Here is a 15,091-nt window from a genome sequence, read left to right on the forward strand (position 1 = left end):
TCATCCTGGAAACACAACGCGCTTGCCATCGACTTTAAACGGACGTTAATCATCCGTCGAGTCTCTTTATGCATGATGGCAGCCGGTAACGGAAAGGCGAGGTGAGCGACTGAATGTTATTCACGATTGGCTATGAGAAATCCGGATTCCCGGAGTTTGCGGAGGCGCTGAGCCAGGTGGGCGTTACGCGCCTGATCGATGTTCGGGTCCAGCCCCATTCCCGGCGCCGTGAATTTGCCTATAAGCATCTTGGGCCCGCGTTGGCCGAGCATGGCATTGGCTATGAAAGCTGGCCGGTACTGGGCGCACCGGAAACCGCCCGGGACGCGGCCCGGCAGGGCGACACGGCCACATTCAACCGGCTCTATGAAGCGCACCTGGATACTGACCCCGCCCAGCAGGCGCTCAGAAGCCTGATCGACCTGGCCCGGACTGAATCCCCCTGCATGATGTGCTACGAGCGCGATCCCCGGCAGTGCCACCGGTTGCTGATCGGGGAGCGGGTGCAGGCTAGAGCGGACCTTGAGATAAGGGATCTGTTGCCATGAGTCTCGGCCGCTAGCGCTTGCGGATGGAGCCTGCATCCAGCATCTGCTGGAACATCTCATCCACTGTCTCCGGAAGTGGCCGGTAGCTCATGCCCAGTTCCTTTTTGCTCTTCGTGTTATCGAACGAGGCCGGGTAGCCCACGTTGCGGCTGATGAACTTACGGGTGAGCGCCTTGTTGGCGAGCGGGCCGACCAGCCAGAGCAGGGACTTGGGCAGAGTGCGCTTGGGGAAGGGCCAGTCGTTGCCGAAGGATTCCCGCAGGATGGAGGCAATCCCCATCAGGCTCGAATCGTGGCCGGAGGTGATGTAACGGCCCTTCGCTTCGTGCGTGAACGCGGCGCGCACATGGGCCTCGGCCACATCACGCACGTCCACCAGGCCGAACGCCAGGTCCGGCGCACCCGGCTTGAGAGTGCCGTCCGCCATCTGCTTGAAGATGGAGAAGGACTCGGAGGTTGCGTCCGGCTTGATGCCCGGGCCGAGCACCAGTGATGGGTTCACCGTGACCAGCTCCCAACGGCTCTGCTGCTCCGCGATTTCCCAGGCGGCCTTTTCCGCTTCGGTCTTGGAGTAGGAGTAGGGCTGGTGCTCCAGGTTTGATGAGGTGTTCCAGTCCGCCTCGGTGAAGACGCCGGTTCTGCTGTTGGCCATGTCCGCGTTGTCGCCATAGATGGCCGCACAGCTTGAGGTCAGAACCACGCGGCGCACACTCTCGGTGGCATTCACGCTGTTGAGCACGTTGCGGGTGCCTCTCACGGCCGGGTCGAGCAGGTCGCGCTGCGGGTCCGCCACGCTGGCAATGAAAGGCGAGGCGGTGTGGAACACGATCTCGCAGCCCTGCATGGCGTCATGGTAGGAGCCATCCTCCAGCAGATCCCCCTGGAAATACCGGATCTCGCCGGGCTGCTCGGCCGCCAGGGCATCGAGGTGGGCCACCTTGTCCCTGTTTGAAGGATCGCGAACCGCCGCGTGAACGGTATGCCCCTCCTTCAGCAGCGCCTTCACCAGCCAGCCGGCGACATAGCCAGTCGCGCCGGTTACCAGTACCGTGGTGGGTTGTGTCTGATCCGTCATGACCCGGTCTCCTGTGGGCATCTCAAAGTGCGTCGAAGGTTCGTGAAGCGTGTCGCTGGACAGCATACCGGTTCTGTTTGTCTAAGCCGACCGTCAGTCCGGACATGGGAAATGATGCAGACTTCGTGAAAGGATGAGCCGATTATGAGTGCTATTCGGCTCATTGGGTGAGCCGAATACGTCCGTTTTTCGGCTCACATCGAGTGAATCGCTCAGGAACGACACCAATGCCCCTTGCAGAAAAAATCAGTCTCACGGCAGCCTTCATCTTCCTCATGACCGGCCTGTTGACCGGGATCTGGAAGTACGCGGCCATGACCGCCAGCCCCAAGGCGACCGCGCCGCGGTACGTGGACATCGCCCATCGCAGCTCACTGATGTACAGCTTCGCCGCGCTGGTGCTGGCAACCTTTGCGCGCTACAGCATCTATCCCGGCTGGCTGAACACCCTGGCAGCGGTGGCGGCATTGAGCTTCTTTGCGTTCGCGATCAGCACCTACATCGTTCATGGCCTCCTGCAGGACACCAGCAACCAGATGCGCAAGCCGCACCGCCTGGGTAAGACAACCCTGCCACCCTGGGTAATTCACGGGTTCATGGGGCTGTTGATCGTGGCGGAAGTGGGCGGGGCCCTGGTGCTGGGGTCCGGGGGCCTGATCGCGATCTGGTAGACGCTGCCATTGGGCACTATGCTGAAACCTGATGACAGCAGGAATCGCACACCCTCATGCCGGTAACGTCCATATTCCCTCGCCTGTTCAAAGGACCCGCCGCCCGACGGTGGCTGATCGTGTCGATGGGCGTTGCTCTCCTCGTTGCGGTTGGCGAGCTTCTGATCTGGCAATTCGATGCCAATCACAGAGCAGAAACCGAAAAGGAGCTCTTTTCTCAGCTGGTCGATGCGCGAGCGCTGATGGAAGCCGAGATCAGCGAAGGCCTCTACATCACCATTGGTCTGGCGAGTTTCATCCAGAGCCAGAACGGCCAGCCGGATTACGGTGAAATTGAAAGCTGGATGGCTGCGCTTTTTGGGCAAACATGTCATCCCCGCCTCTTTCAGGGACCAGATCTTCGACCGGTTCGCGAGGGCGGACAGCAGTGACAAACGCCGTAACCAGAGTGGCACGGGCCTGGGGTTGAGCCTCGTTCGGGAGCTTGTGTTTGCGATGGAAGGTGATATCGCGGTTGAGTCCGAGCAGGGCCAGGGCACAACGGTCAGGGTCCGCCTGCCCCTGGCGGGCACCTGATCCCGCATCAAGCGTGGTCTGCACGGACATTACCGGCTCCCGCCACCGTTTGAACTGCTTCTCAAAGAGGGCTACGTTGGTTGCAGAGGTCGGGGTCGGCCAGGGACTTTGATCGGGGTCGGGCGGTATCGATGAATCTAACCCAATACAGTTTTACCAGCGGTGATTCCGGGCAGGGAGTCAGTGCAGGTTCCGGCGGCGGGCATGGGCATGCGTTCACGATCCTGTTGATCGAGGATAATCCTGCGGATGCGGATCTGTGCCAGTTCTATCTGGCCGATGCTTTTGGTTCCCGGGCGAACGTTCTTCATGCCAGCCAGCTTGCCCAGGTCGAGCCGCTGCTTGAACAGCATGCTGTCGACATCGTGTTGCTGGATCTGGGACTGCCCGACAGCTCCGGCGTAACCTCTGTAATCAAACTCCGGGCCATTGCCCCTGAGATTCCCATCATTGTGCTCACGGGCAGCCGTGATCAGCAGCTGGGCGTCCGCGTTATCCGCGAGCATGCCCAGGATTTCTGTGCCAAACAGGACCTCAGTGCGGCGGTTCTCTCCCAGGCCATCCGCCACGCCATGGAGCGCCATCGCCTTCAGACCCAGTATGCGCGGATCCTGGAGACGAATCCGGACGGCATGGTGGTTATGGGTGAGGACCTTCAGTTGCTCTTTCTCAACCAGGCGGCCAGCCATATGCTTGGGCTGAGGGCGCCTGAGGACATCGGTACCCAGCTGAGCCAGGACCTCATGGGAGAGGAAGGTGAAGAACTGGAGCTGGCTGGGGGGCGTGTGGCCGAGGTGCGCCGGGCAACGCTCGACTGGAATGAGACTCCGGCAACACTCGTCGCCTACCACGACATCACCGAACGCAAGAAGGTCGAATGGAAACTGAAACAGCTGGTGCAGTTCGACCAGCTGACAGGGCTCAACAGCCGGAACCATTTCTTCGATCACACCGACCGCCTGATTGCCCATGTGGACCGTGAAGGCGGCATGGTGGCCGTGCTTTACATCGATCTGGATCACTTCAAGAACATCAATGACACCCTGGGCCACAGTGCCGGTGACGAGCTGCTGCAACTCGTCGGGGAGCGCCTGTGCCAGAACAGTCGAAGCAGTGACTTTATCGCCCGCCTGGGGGGCGATGAATTCGCGCTGGTGCTTTCGGATGTTGAACAGCCTGATGATGCAGCCCACGTCGCCGAGAAACTCATTGAGGTGTTTCGCGAACCTGTGAGGTTGAGCGAAAGCAGTGTCGGGGTTGGGCTGAGTATCGGTATCGCCACTTATCCCCATTGCGGTAGCTGCGCCCAGGAACTGTACTCTGCGGCTGATACCGCCATGTATCAGGCCAAGGAGCGGGGGCAGAATCACTACCAGTTTTTCTCGGAACAGCTGCAGCGTGATGTGGAGACCCGGCTTGTGCGGGAGCAGGCCGTGCGCCAGGTCGTTGCGGACGAGACCCTGTGGCTGGCCTATCAGCCCCAGATACGCGCGTCGGATGGGCAGGCCGTAGGCGTCGAGGCCCTGCTGCGCTGGCCCGGCGACACCATACCGGTCCTGTCCCCGGCGGACTTCATCCCGGTGATGGAGGATGTGGGGCTCATCGAGCGTGTTGGTTACTGGGTTATGAAGCAGGCGGCGCAAATGGCCGTCGCGACGGAGCGGGAACTGGGGATTACACTGCGGATGGCGGTCAACGTGTCCATGCGCCAGCTGTACGACCCGGGGCTCTTTGACCAGATCGCCGGTGTCCTCGAGTCCACTGGACTGCCTCCGGGGAACTTTGAGGTGGAGCTGACCGAAAGCTCCATCATGGCGGATCTTGAGCGCACCTGTGAAACCCTTCGGCGGCTGCGGGAGCTCGGTGTCTCCATTGCCATTGATGATTTCGGCACCGGCTACTCTTCACTCAGCTATCTCCGCAAGCTGCCAGTCGACGTACTCAAGATTGATCGCAGCTTTGTCATGGAGATCGGCAGCAACCGCCAGACGGAAGCCATCATCGAGAACCTTCTGGGCCTGTCCCGGGCACTGGGCCTGCGAGTGGTCGCTGAAGGGGTGGAAAATGATGAGCAGCAGGCGTTCCTGCGCGGTATCGGGTGCGATTATCTGCAGGGGTTCCATATCGGCAGGCCCGTTGAGCTTTCCCAGTTCCATGGCTGGCTGAGGTCGGCCGGGAGGGAGGGCGATGAATGAGCTCGAGGCGGAAATCCAGCGGTACCGGGACATCATCGACGCATCACCCTCGGCCCTGGTACTGGTGAACCCCGCCGGGGAAATCGTTCTGGTCAATCGCGCCACGGAACGGCTGTTCGGGTACGAGCGAGAGGAACTCCTGGGCAACTCCGTGGAGATGCTGGTTCCCGCCTCCGTTCGGGGCTCCCACCATAAGTACCGGGAAAGTTACCTGGCCACGCCCGAGCCCCGGATGATGGGGCAGGGCCGTGATCTCTACGGCATGGGCCGGGACGGTGAGGAAATTCCCATCGAAGTGGGCCTCACCCCCATCCACATGCCGGATGGCACCCATGTGCTCAGCGCCATCATTGATCTCACCTACCGCAAGCAGGCCGAGGAGGCGCTGGCGCGTCAGGCCGATGAGCTGGCGCGCTCCAATGCCGAGCTGGAGCAGTTCGCGTATGTTGCCTCCCACGACCTCCAGGAGCCGTTGCGCATGGTGCGCAGCTACACCGAGCTGATGGAACGCCACCTCGGGCAGGATCTGGACGAAAAGAGTGCCAAGGCCATGAAGTACGTGGTGGAAGGGGCGGAGCGGATGCAGCTGCTCATCGATGACCTTCTGCTGTACTCACGGGTGGGGCGGGGTGAGCTGGAGATTTCCCAGGTGGACGTCAATGCCGTGGTCAACCACGTGCTCAACCTGCTCAGTGTCACGCTGGCTGAACAGCCCGGGGCGAGCATAACCTGGGATGAACTGCCAACGGTCAGGGCCTCCGAATCCATGCTGGTCCAGCTGTTCCAGAACCTTATCTTCAACGGCCTGAAATTCCACGGGGAAGAGCCGGCCCGGGTTCATGTCTCCTGTGAGGAAAAGCCGGCCGAATGGCTTTTCCATATTCAGGACAATGGCATCGGTATCGACCCTCAGTACGCGGAACGGGTCTTCCAGGTATTCCAGCGTCTGCACGAACGGGACCGTTACCCCGGGACGGGGATTGGTCTGGCTGTCGCCAAGCGCATTGTGGAGCGCCATGGTGGCAGGATCGGGTTCGAGTCCCAGCACGGAACGGGTACGCGCTTCCATTTCTCACTTCCAAAGACGCCGCGCACCGGAAAAGGGGAATCCCCATGAAGCCACAATCCGAGGCGCTCGAAATTCTGCTGGTTGAGGACAACCCTGCGGATGTGGACCTGATCCTGGAAAGCTTCGCCGAGACCGGTAACGGCACCCGTCTGCACCCGGTCAGGGATGGCGAGGACGCCATGCGTTTCCTGCGCCAGGAGGGCGAGTATGGAGAGGCGGGGAGGCCGGATCTTGTCCTGCTCGACCTCAATCTGCCCCGTATGGACGGGCGCGAAGTTCTGGAGGCCATCAAGAGCGATCCGGAGCTCAAGGTACTGCCGGTGATTGTGCTCACCTCCTCCCAGGCCCAGAAAGACATCAACACCAGTTACGAACTGCATGCCAACTGCTACATCACCAAGCCTCTCGGGCTCTCACAGTTCTATCGGATCGCAGAAGCCGTTGAAGGGTTCTGGCAGCATGTGGCGGTTCTGCCAAGCGAGCGTTGAGTTCGGTACGCTTCGAGGGCAGTGATCCTAGTCCCCGCTGGCGTTCCCCCAGTGGGGATAGTCGGATCGGAGTTTGCGGACACCGTAGTGCGCCTCGATCCACTCGATGAGACGCGGGGTAAGGTTGAGGTCCCGTGGCTCGTCGGCCCCGTTTAGATCGAAGGTCCGCTCCGCACCGTCCGGTGCCTGCAGCCGCAGGTTTCGTGGCAGGCGGGTCACCGACAGGTCAATGGCCCCGGCACCGTAATGGTTGGAATGGCGCGCGCCGTGGCGCGTGGCGTAGACCACGTTATAGGCCTCAGCCATCTCTTTTGCGGCCTCAATGGTGGTCCGCCAGCCATCCGGATGCTGCCACTGGATGGGGATATCCAGATCCCATTCCCGGTTGAGCCGATCCAGTTCCTCCACCCGTTGCTCCACCTGCGCCCGGGTGCTGGCCCGGCTCAGGGTGAAGGCCCCATACATCAGATACCCCCGCTCGCGCCGGCGGACGGTGGACAGCACGTGGACCTCGGCCCCCTGGTCACGCAGCTGGTCAATCAGCTGTTCGATGCGTTCTCGGAAGTCGCCGCCGCCTGCCGCCTCCAGCGCCCGCAGGCGCTCCGTCTCATCGGGTGGATTGGGATAACGTGCGCTCCAGCGCTCACCAAGCGGCGCGCCGTCCGGTGCAGGATCGAGATCGGGGGGCCGAGGAGGTGGCGCGATAGCCAGCGTCTGACCGCCGTAACGGCGGGGCTCGCCTTTGAAGACGTCATCGGGGTGCAGAAGGATGCCCGCCCGCCGCGCACGGCCGGAGTGCACGCGCACGCGTTCCGGCTGGGCTCGGGCCACATCGTCCAGGAACAACAGGAAGTCCCGCCGATCAATGGCCTGTCCGAGTGACTCCCGCAGCGCACGGATGAGGGGGTCCTCCGCTGGTGTGGCCGCCAACCGGCTCAGCCGTTGCTCTGTCAGTGGCTCCGCCGCCAGCGTCACATCCAGCGAGGCCAGGGATTGCGCGGCCGCCGCCAGGGTTTGCCGCCCCTCGTCTCCATTCGGCGAGGGCAATACATCCCATTGGCGGTTGGTCTTGAGCGTCTCGGCAGCCCAGGTGGGCGCGGCGGAGATGGCCAGGATTACGGTTAGCGTGGTGAGGGTTTGCAGGTATCGCATCTGGGGTTCATCAATATGGGGGAGCCTCGCTTGAACAAAGCTCCCAGGGTCATTTCTGCTCTCCTGCTTGTGCCTGAAACCTGCAGACACAGAGCAGGAGCTTACAGCCGGCCATCATGTGCTATTTTCCAGTACTTTAAGGTTTTGCCAATAGTGTAGAGTAAGCCGAAAGTGGCCAGCGTTCGCACTTGGGGCGTGATTATAGATGGAAGGGAGCAGGAACCATGCGTTTGTCCAGCCCAGCATTTTCCGAAGGTGATCCCATTCCCTGGCAATACACGGCCCCGAAGGCGAACGAACTACCTCCGCTTCAAATCCAGGACGTTCCTGAGCAGGCATGTAGCCTGGTACTGATGATTGAGGACGTGGACTCTCCGCTGGGCACGCTCACGCACTGGATGGCCTGGAACATTCCACCCGATACCCAATCACTGGACGCGGTGAATCTGCCGGCGGAATGCTGCATCGGCAGAGACAGCTTCGGGAAGATAGGCTACCTGGGTCCCATCCCCCCTGAGGGGCGCCATCATTATCGATTCTCGGTGCTGGCCCTGGACACCAAGCTAAAGCTGGAGGCTGGTGCCACCCGTCCTGCACTTGAGCGGGCCATGAAGGCGCATGTTCTCGATCAAGCCGCCCTGAACGGCATCGTTGATGCCAATCCCTCTGAAAAAAACGGTGGGAAGGACTGATGGCACGCGATCTTCGACCAGCCAGACCAGAGCGTTTCTTTTCAACGGTCAATCCGACAGTCTTTGTCGCCTCCGCGGTCATTGTCGTGGGCTTCGTGCTGTTTGGTGTGGGCGCTCCCGAGACGGCAGGGCGGGTGTTTGGGGAGATCCAGGGATTTATCACCGAGTATCTGGGGTGGGTGTACCTGCTGGCTGTCACGGTGTTCCTGGGGTTTCTGGTCTGGTTGCTGTTCAGCCGCTACGGAAGCATCAGACTGGGCGAGCCCGACGCCCGTCCCCAATTCGGTAAAGCCGCCTGGTTCAGCATGTTGTTCAGCACCGGCATGGGGATCGGCTTGGTCTTCTGGAGCATCGCCGAGCCCATTCTCCATTTCCAGAATCCGCCGACGGGGGAGGGTGGAACACCAGCGGCGGCACGCCAGGCGATGATCTACACCTTCTTCCATTGGGGGCTGCATGCCTGGGCGGTGTATGTTGTGCTGGGACTCTCGGTTGCCTATTTCAGCTACCGCCATCACCTGCCACTGACCATCCGTTCGATTTTCTACCCCTTGCTGGGCGATCGGATCTACGGGCCCATCGGCCACCTCATCGACATCCTGGCCGTGTTTGGAACGCTCTTCGGCCTCGCCACGTCGCTCGGCTTCGGCGCCATGCAGCTCAACACCGGGCTCAATGTGCTGGTGGACCTGCCCGTCTCCAAGTGGTCCCAGGTGGGGATCATCGGTTTCATTACCGGGGTCGCGGTTCTGTCGGTGATTTCCGGCCTGGACCGTGGCCTCAAGTGGCTGAGTGTGTTCAACCTCGGGCTTGCCCTCGTCATGTTGCTGTTCGTCCTGGCGCTGGGACCCACGCTCTTCATTATCCGCTTCCTGCTCGATGCGACCGGAGGCTACCTGACACAGCTCATCGAACTCAGCCTGTCCACCGACCCCATGGGCGGCTCCGAATGGCAGAAGAGCTGGACCATCTTCTACTGGGGATGGTGGATTGCCTGGTCCCCCTTCGTGGGCATCTTCATCGCCCGGATCTCCCATGGCCGAACCATCCGCGAGTTCATCGTGGGCGTGCTGATGATGCCAACCGCATTCGTGCTGGTATGGATGGCCACCTTCGGCGGCACCGCCCTCGAGATGGAACTGGGGCAGGGCGGCGGTGGCATCGCCGAGGCCGTCGCTGAAGACACCACAGTGGCACTGTACGTGACCCTGGAGCAGCTTCCCCTGGCCGGTATTACCTCGGCACTTGCCACACTGCTTATCGCAACCTATTTCGTCACGTCTTCTGACTCGGGCACTCACGTGGTGGACGCACTGATCTCACGGGGCAGCAAGCGTTCACCACGTCGTCAGCGCGTTATCTGGGGGATTACAGAGGGCCTGGTCGCGAGCACGTTGCTTCTGGTGGGCGGCGCGGGTGCGCTCGACAGCCTGCAGACGGCTTCAGTAACGGCCGGTCTGCCGGTGGCAGTGATTCTGGCGTTCGCCTGTATCAACCTGCAGCGGGCGCTGAAGCGGGAGTATCGTGTTGAGGGTGTCGAACCGCCCTGGGGGTGAGGCCGATGAACATACCATTGATCCGGGAGCATACATGTTGAGTCACAAAAGGCGCCAATACCTGTCGGCCGCGTTCATGGTCGGTGTTGTCATCGCTCTCTCCGCCTGTGACAACGGCGTGGAGGAGAGCGAGGAAGCCACGACAGAAGCCACGACACCTGAATCCGAACAGGTTGCCATTCCACCCCGGATTGACGAGGGCGCCGGAGCCCAATCGATGCCGGCCTTTCTGGACATCCCCGCCGGGCCCGAGCGCAAGGAGGCTTTCTTCGATTACCTCGCGCCCATTGTGGAAGCCGTCAATGACTACATCCACCACCTGAACAGCCATCCGGTCTACGAACCGTTGAGGGAACGGCGGGCTCAGGCGCGCAACAAAGGCCAGGCCCCGGAGGGGAGCGATCTTGCAGCGGGTCTTGAGAAATACTCCGCCAAGGGTGAAGGCTACATCCGGCTCATCCGCCGCGTGATCAAGGCCAACAACCTGGCTGCTCCCCATTGATCCCTGGCCCAACTCATCGAACAATGGCGATGAATCATTCGATGGCCGGCTTGCTCTATGCTCAACTTTCTCCCCAAACCCTTACTCGGCGTACTGAACTCCCTGCTGCTCGCGGTGAACACCGTCTTCTGGTGTGTGCTGCTCTATATCCCGGGCATACTGAAGCTGATCATCCCGATCCGTGCCTGGCGGGTGTTCTGCATCCGCCTGATCATCGGGATCTCGCAGTGCTGGGTGGCCTGCAACAGTGGCTGGATGCGCCTCACCCACCGCACCACCTGGGATGTCTCCGGGGTGGAAGGGCTCAGCCGCGAGGGCTGGTACCTGGTGATGAGCAACCATCAGAGCTGGGTGGATATTTTCGCCCTGCAGCACATCTTCAACCGGCGCATTCCGTTTCTGAAGTTCTTCCTCAAACAGGAGCTGATCTGGGTGCCGGTGATTGGGCTGGCCTGGTGGGCGCTCGACTTTCCGTTCATGAAGCGCTATTCCCGGGAGTATCTGCAGAAACACCCGGAGAAACGCGGCGAGGACATGGAGGCCACCCGCCGCGCCTGTGAGAAATTCCGCTATACCCCGGTCAGCGTGATGAACTTCCCGGAAGGTACCCGCTTCACCCCCGAGAAACACGACAGCCAGAAATCCCCCTACAAGCATCTGCTGCGCCCCAAGGCCGGCGGCACCGCCTTCGTTCTGGAAGCCATGGGCGACACCCTCTCCACTCTGCTCGACATTACCATTGCCTACCCCAACGGCCGCCCCGGGCTCTGGGAATTCATGTGCGGGCGGGTCACCCATATCGTCATCCGTGTTGAGCAGGTGCCCATTCCACAGCATCTGCTGGGCGGCAATTACAACGAGGATGAAAACCACCGCCAACAGGTCAAGCAGTGGCAGGAAGCACTTTGGGAGCGCAAGGATCGGTTGCTCGATGAGTTGAAGTCAAAGGATTAGCGCTCCGGCAGCTTTTCCAGATAGCCCTTTAAAGCACCCTAATAGAAATGGTGGCGCGGATTTGAGAGGCGGGTGAGGGGGCTCTCAGGTAGATAAGGCCGCCGGGTGGAACCGGCGGCGCTTTCGGTCAGCGCGAGCCCGGTCGCGGCTCGGCTGTCGCTGGGCTACTTGTTGAGGTACGCCGCAATCTGGTCCTTAAGTGCCACGCGCTTTTTGCGGGCATCTTCCTCTGTGGGCGTGGCCACCGGCTCAACTTCCGTTTCCATACGGTGAATGGTGCGGTTTATTTCGTGGTACTCATCCACCAGTTCGGCAAAGTGTGCGTCCGACTGTTTGAGCTCAGAGATGCGATCGGTGTGTTCCGGGAATTCTTCCGCCAGTTCGTGCGGGGTGTGACTCATAGGGTCTCCATCTTACTCGGTGATTGGCGTCAAAGTTTTTGATCGCAATCACCAGTCTGCCATCACTGCGGAGAGCTGTCGTTGCAGATTCTCAATCCTGGAAACTCCGGTTGGTGCATGCTCTTTCGGATGAAAGGTGACGAGATCATCTTAACGAAGATGACACGGAGCGAAGCTTAGGGTGGACCCCGTAGTCCTGTTGGAATTGGGAGAGGAAAACCGTGCGCATCAGAAGTGATATCGGCGTCATTTCGGATACCCATGGCCAGGTGAGGCCCGAGGCCCTGAGGGCTCTGGCCGACTGTGAGCTGATTCTTCACGTGGGTGACATCGGCAAGCCAGGGGTTATGGATGCCCTGAGCGAGCAGGCGCAGGTCGTGGCGATACGGGGCAACGTGGACCACGGGGACTGGGCCCTGGTCTATCCGGAAACGCAGGAGCTCACCGTTAACGGCCTACGTATCCAGATGGTCCATCGTCACCAGGACATCAAGACCCTGTTGCCGGACAGATCCTGCGATGTCGTCCTGTTCGGGCACTCCCACAAACCCTTCAACGAGACCCAAAACGGCGTGCTCTATTTCAACCCGGGTAGCGCGGGCCCACGCCGCTTCAGCCTGCCTGTTACGGTTGGGCTACTACGGGTTACCGATAGCGGTGTGGAAGGTCAGATCCAGGAACTGGATGTTCCAGGACCCCGAAAGCGTCGATGATTGCGGATCTTGCGGTCTTTCTTGCCGTGGCGCCGTTTCCCGTTACTCCCGGATACCCGCATCAAGCATTGTACGGAGCGACTTCCTCTGCGATACGCGGTAAGCGCCCGTAAATCGACCCACTTGCCCCAGGCGCATTGATCAGCTCTTTTTTGGAGCCGGCTCCAGGTCGGTATTCCAGGGCAGCAGCGCCTCAAGCTTGTCGACGGTGTCCGCCTCGCCGATATGCTTGAGGATATGATGGATGTAGGCCGACGGCTCCAGGTCATTCGCCTTGGCCGTCTCGATCAGCGAGTAGCAGCTCGCACTGGCGTTCGCCCCTCGCGTGCTATCGGCGAACAGCCATGCCTTACGCCCAAGTGCGAACGGGCGGATGGCGTTCTCGGCCAGAGCGTTGCTGATCTGCAGGTCCCCGCGCTCGCAGTAACCCACCAGGGTCTCCCACTGGTTGAGGGCGTAGTCCATGGCCTTGCGGGTCAGTGAGCCTTTTACGACCTTGTCAGCGTTGTCGTCCAGCCAGCTCTTGAACGCCTGCAGCCGGGGCAGGCTTTCGCCCTGGCGGATGCGATAGCGTTCGTCATCGCCAAGGTCGGTGATCCGGCGTTCGATGGCGTAGAGCTTGCGGATGTGGTTCAGTGCCACATCGGCCTTGGACGTTTGCTGTTGGCCCTTGCCTTTCTTTTTCGCCGGCGCCGCTTTCGAGGCTTCGACGAACTTGCGACGGGCGTGGTCCCAGCAACCGATCCGGGTGATGGCGTTATCCCGACACACCTTCCCATAGCCGGAGTAACCATCGGCCTGAAGGATGCCATTGAAGTCATCGAGCAGGCGCACGGGCACGCTGCCTGCCCGTGAGGGGTCGTACTCGAACAGCACCGTGGGCTGGCCCGGTGGGCCACCGCGCGTCACCCAGATCCATTTATCGGACTGGGCGGTTTTGCCGTCCTCCTTGAGCACCTGTAGGCGGGTCTCATCGGCCTGGATGTAATCACTGGTGTTCTGGGCCTCGCGCATGAGGTTGATCAGTGGCTTGAACACCTCGTTCAGCCGGATGATCCAGTGCGCCATGCTGGTGCGGCTGACCGGATGCCCGAGTCGCGCCAGCATGGTCTCCAGCCGGTACAGCGGCAGCCCGTCGGCGTATTTCGAGGTGATAATGTGGGCCAGCAGCGAGGTGGTGGCCATGCACTTGCCCAGCGGATGCACCGGGCGCGGCGCGCCCACCACGGCCTCTTCGCCATCGTCGTGCTCGAACACGGCCCTTTCCTGCCAGTATTCGAGCACGTTCAGCTGCGCGGGGACGTATTCCAGCTCTTCCTTGACCTTGGTGAAGAAGGTCTTGCTCGCACCGGCCTTTTCCTCGTCGCTGAGGGTCAGCTCGATGCGCTTGCGCCGCAGTGTGTCCGAGAACCCGCGCTGGGCGCGCTTGCGCGCCGGGCGCGGTGGCTCATCTGGATCCGGTTCATCGTCGTCGTCCCCAGCTTGCTCGCGCAGGGCCTCGATCTCGGCTTCCACCTCCGCCTCATCGAACAGCGTGATCTGGTCACGATGCTTCTCGCTGCTGGCGGCGAACTTCTGGAGGGTTTTCAGCCGCAGCAGCTCTTCGAGCAGATCAATGCGGGTGTCGCGCTGCTGTAGGGCCTGCTCTTTCGAGGCCAGCGCCTGGTCCCTGGCGTTGAGCTGCTGCTGAAGATCGCCGATAACGCCCATCAGCTCAGCGGGCGAAAGGCCGCTGAGATCGGGGGCTTGAGAGGCGTTATCAGGCGTTGATTTCATTGCGAAATGATAGCAAAAACAGCGCCCTGGCGCACGCAAAAACGCCTATCCGAGCGCCTCGTAATGCAACGCTTTATGGCCCTTGAGAAGGGTGATGTCGTAGCCATCCAGAAGCCAGTTGATCTGCTCACCGGTCAGCGCCATCAGCTGATCCCCTGGGCCCGGCCACTTGAACCGTTCCTCGGCCAGGGTCTTGTAATAGAGCACGAAGCCGTTGTCTTCCCACATCAGGCACTTGATCTTGTTGCGCTGGCGATTGGTGAAGGCGTAGAGCGCGCCGGTGAACGGGCTGTGCCCGAGCTCCTGCTCGACGATCAGCGCCAGGCCATGGGCCTGCTTGCGAAAATCGACCGGTTCCCGGTACAGGTAAATCTCCGGAAACCGGCGCGACGGGCGTAGATACCGGTGACGCATCACAGTTGGCTCAGCACGGCGCTGAGCAACTCAACGTTGCCCGCATGCAGGCCGGTGATCGACACACCGCCGGGCAACGACACGGTCAATCCATCCGCGGTGTCAGCATCTGCCACCGGCGCGACCCGGGTGAATCCGGCGCCAGTCTGTGACTCGCCCTCGGGCCGCAACTTGCGGCACCAGTAGCGGAACTGGTGGTAGCCGAGGGCGTGTTCGCGGCAGAAGGCGGCGCCGGAAAGCTCGGAGGCCGCCCACTCGGCCAGAATCTGTTGCCAGAAATGATGCCGCTCGGTGCGGGTCATACCGATT

General features: G+C 61.2%; 18 protein-coding genes. 12 read left to right on the forward strand and 6 right to left on the reverse strand.

From position 1 onward, the window contains the following. Window positions 1–113 precede the first annotated feature (113 nt). Window positions 114–548: a DUF488 domain-containing protein gene (locus F3089_RS11425; RefSeq protein ID WP_151440920.1), complete on the forward strand. Its 435-nt coding sequence runs from the start codon at window positions 114–116 to the stop codon at window positions 546–548. Window positions 549–558: 10 nt separating this feature from the next. On the opposite strand, the gene F3089_RS11430 is transcribed toward F3089_RS11425, so the two are convergent. Next, a complete protein-coding gene (locus F3089_RS11430) occupies window positions 559–1,623 on the reverse strand; it encodes an SDR family oxidoreductase (RefSeq protein ID WP_151440921.1) in 1,065 nt (354 codons plus the stop codon). A gap of 227 nt (window positions 1,624–1,850) precedes the next feature. Between F3089_RS11430 and F3089_RS11435 the strand changes: the two genes are divergently transcribed. From F3089_RS11435 to F3089_RS11455, 6 genes are all read left to right on the forward strand, one after another. Next, complete coding sequence (locus F3089_RS11435; RefSeq protein WP_151440922.1) at window positions 1,851–2,294, forward strand: hypothetical protein; 444 nt, start codon at window positions 1,851–1,853, stop codon at window positions 2,292–2,294. Window positions 2,295–2,350: 56 nt separating this feature from the next. Beyond that, a complete protein-coding gene (locus tag F3089_RS15890; protein WP_192497359.1) occupies window positions 2,351–2,725 on the forward strand; it encodes a hypothetical protein in 375 nt (124 codons plus the stop codon). Next, entirely contained in the window at window positions 2,622–2,870 is a 249-nt protein-coding gene (locus tag F3089_RS16200; RefSeq protein ID WP_225741740.1) for an ATP-binding protein, read from the forward strand. The genes F3089_RS15890 and F3089_RS16200 overlap by 104 nt, the downstream gene beginning before the upstream one ends. 131 nt (window positions 2,871–3,001) lie before the next feature. Then, the gene (locus F3089_RS11445) at window positions 3,002–5,065 is read left to right on the forward strand and encodes a putative bifunctional diguanylate cyclase/phosphodiesterase (RefSeq protein WP_151440924.1); all 2,064 of its coding nucleotides are present in this window, start codon (window positions 3,002–3,004) and stop codon (window positions 5,063–5,065) included. Beyond that, window positions 5,058–6,182 carry a sensor histidine kinase gene (locus F3089_RS11450; protein ID WP_151440925.1) on the forward strand — a complete coding sequence of 375 codons (1,125 nt, stop codon included), beginning with the start codon at window positions 5,058–5,060 and terminating at the stop codon, window positions 6,180–6,182. The genes F3089_RS11445 and F3089_RS11450 overlap by 8 nt, the downstream gene beginning before the upstream one ends. Then, complete coding sequence (locus tag F3089_RS11455; protein ID WP_151440926.1) at window positions 6,179–6,622, forward strand: response regulator; 444 nt, start codon at window positions 6,179–6,181, stop codon at window positions 6,620–6,622. Before F3089_RS11450 ends, F3089_RS11455 begins: the two co-directional genes overlap by 4 nt. Before the next feature lie 27 nt (window positions 6,623–6,649). Here F3089_RS11455 and F3089_RS11460 read toward each other — a convergent pair whose 3' ends face one another. Next, on the reverse strand, window positions 6,650–7,774 hold the full coding sequence (locus F3089_RS11460; RefSeq protein WP_151440927.1) for a hypothetical protein: 1,125 nt from the start codon (window positions 7,772–7,774) through the stop codon (window positions 6,650–6,652). A 224-nt stretch (window positions 7,775–7,998) separates the two neighbouring features. Here F3089_RS11460 and F3089_RS11465 point away from each other — a divergent pair, with 224 nt between their 5' ends. The 4 genes from F3089_RS11465 to yihG are packed head-to-tail and all read left to right on the forward strand — an operon-like array spanning window position 7,999 to window position 11,478. Then, a complete protein-coding gene (locus tag F3089_RS11465) occupies window positions 7,999–8,466 on the forward strand; it encodes a YbhB/YbcL family Raf kinase inhibitor-like protein (protein WP_192497361.1) in 468 nt (155 codons plus the stop codon). Continuing rightward, complete coding sequence (locus tag F3089_RS11470) at window positions 8,466–10,022, forward strand: BCCT family transporter (RefSeq protein ID WP_151440928.1); 1,557 nt, start codon at window positions 8,466–8,468, stop codon at window positions 10,020–10,022. The genes F3089_RS11465 and F3089_RS11470 overlap by 1 nt, the downstream gene beginning before the upstream one ends. A gap of 34 nt (window positions 10,023–10,056) precedes the next feature. Further along, the gene (locus F3089_RS11475) at window positions 10,057–10,524 is read left to right on the forward strand and encodes a glucosaminidase domain-containing protein (protein ID WP_151440929.1); all 468 of its coding nucleotides are present in this window, start codon (window positions 10,057–10,059) and stop codon (window positions 10,522–10,524) included. A gap of 57 nt (window positions 10,525–10,581) precedes the next feature. Next, window positions 10,582–11,478: a 1-acylglycerol-3-phosphate O-acyltransferase, YihG family gene (gene yihG, locus F3089_RS11480; RefSeq protein WP_151440930.1), complete on the forward strand. Its 897-nt coding sequence runs from the start codon at window positions 10,582–10,584 to the stop codon at window positions 11,476–11,478. A gap of 164 nt (window positions 11,479–11,642) precedes the next feature. On the opposite strand, the gene F3089_RS11485 is transcribed toward yihG, so the two are convergent. Continuing rightward, a complete protein-coding gene (locus F3089_RS11485) occupies window positions 11,643–11,879 on the reverse strand; it encodes an HP1242/YdcH family protein (protein ID WP_151440931.1) in 237 nt (78 codons plus the stop codon). Between the two features lie 221 nt (window positions 11,880–12,100). Here F3089_RS11485 and F3089_RS11490 point away from each other — a divergent pair, with 221 nt between their 5' ends. Beyond that, window positions 12,101–12,592: a metallophosphoesterase family protein gene (locus F3089_RS11490; protein WP_151440932.1), complete on the forward strand. Its 492-nt coding sequence runs from the start codon at window positions 12,101–12,103 to the stop codon at window positions 12,590–12,592. A 141-nt stretch (window positions 12,593–12,733) separates the two neighbouring features. On the opposite strand, the gene tnpC is transcribed toward F3089_RS11490, so the two are convergent. The 3 genes from tnpC to tnpA are packed head-to-tail and all read right to left on the reverse strand — an operon-like array spanning window position 12,734 to window position 15,084. Next, complete coding sequence (gene tnpC / locus F3089_RS11495) at window positions 12,734–14,368, reverse strand: IS66 family transposase (RefSeq protein ID WP_151440933.1); 1,635 nt, start codon at window positions 14,366–14,368, stop codon at window positions 12,734–12,736. A gap of 45 nt (window positions 14,369–14,413) precedes the next feature. After that, the gene (gene tnpB, locus F3089_RS11500; RefSeq protein WP_151440934.1) at window positions 14,414–14,782 is read right to left on the reverse strand and encodes an IS66 family insertion sequence element accessory protein TnpB; all 369 of its coding nucleotides are present in this window, start codon (window positions 14,780–14,782) and stop codon (window positions 14,414–14,416) included. Further along, window positions 14,782–15,084 (reverse strand): IS66 family insertion sequence element accessory protein TnpA, encoded by a 303-nt coding sequence (gene tnpA, locus F3089_RS11505; protein ID WP_151440935.1) that lies wholly within the window; start codon window positions 15,082–15,084, stop codon window positions 14,782–14,784. Before tnpA ends, tnpB begins: the two co-directional genes overlap by 1 nt. Window positions 15,085–15,091: the final 7 nt, after the last annotated feature.

The organism is Halospina sp. K52047b (assembly GCF_008709855.1).
GTDB lineage: Bacteria > Pseudomonadota > Gammaproteobacteria > Pseudomonadales > Oleiphilaceae > Halospina > Halospina utahensis_B.

Bases quoted from the DNA above. Each gene is read 5' to 3' on its own strand.
- tnpB (WP_151440934.1), bottom strand. From the start codon at position 14,782: ATGCGTCACCGGTATCTACGCCCGTCGCGCCGGTTTCCGGAGATTTAC.
- F3089_RS11435 (WP_151440922.1), top strand. From the start codon at position 1,851: ATGCCCCTTGCAGAAAAAATCAGTCTCACGGCAGCCTTCATCTTCCTC.
- tnpA (WP_151440935.1), bottom strand. From the start codon at position 15,084: ATGACCCGCACCGAGCGGCATCATTTCTGGCAACAGATTCTGGCCGAG.
- tnpC (WP_151440933.1), bottom strand. From the start codon at position 14,368: ATGAAATCAACGCCTGATAACGCCTCTCAAGCCCCCGATCTCAGCGGC.
- F3089_RS11475 (WP_151440929.1), top strand. From the start codon at position 10,057: ATGTTGAGTCACAAAAGGCGCCAATACCTGTCGGCCGCGTTCATGGTC.
- F3089_RS11445 (WP_151440924.1), top strand. From the start codon at position 3,002: ATGAATCTAACCCAATACAGTTTTACCAGCGGTGATTCCGGGCAGGGA.
- F3089_RS11430 (WP_151440921.1), bottom strand. From the start codon at position 1,623: ATGACGGATCAGACACAACCCACCACGGTACTGGTAACCGGCGCGACT.
- F3089_RS11425 (WP_151440920.1), top strand. From the start codon at position 114: ATGTTATTCACGATTGGCTATGAGAAATCCGGATTCCCGGAGTTTGCG.
- F3089_RS11450 (WP_151440925.1), top strand. From the start codon at position 5,058: ATGAATGAGCTCGAGGCGGAAATCCAGCGGTACCGGGACATCATCGAC.
- F3089_RS11460 (WP_151440927.1), bottom strand. From the start codon at position 7,774: ATGCGATACCTGCAAACCCTCACCACGCTAACCGTAATCCTGGCCATC.
- F3089_RS11465 (WP_192497361.1), top strand. From the start codon at position 7,999: ATGCGTTTGTCCAGCCCAGCATTTTCCGAAGGTGATCCCATTCCCTGG.
- yihG (WP_151440930.1), top strand. From the start codon at position 10,582: ATGCTCAACTTTCTCCCCAAACCCTTACTCGGCGTACTGAACTCCCTG.
- F3089_RS15890 (WP_192497359.1), top strand. From the start codon at position 2,351: ATGCCGGTAACGTCCATATTCCCTCGCCTGTTCAAAGGACCCGCCGCC.
- F3089_RS11485 (WP_151440931.1), bottom strand. From the start codon at position 11,879: ATGAGTCACACCCCGCACGAACTGGCGGAAGAATTCCCGGAACACACC.
- F3089_RS11455 (WP_151440926.1), top strand. From the start codon at position 6,179: ATGAAGCCACAATCCGAGGCGCTCGAAATTCTGCTGGTTGAGGACAAC.
- F3089_RS11470 (WP_151440928.1), top strand. From the start codon at position 8,466: ATGGCACGCGATCTTCGACCAGCCAGACCAGAGCGTTTCTTTTCAACG.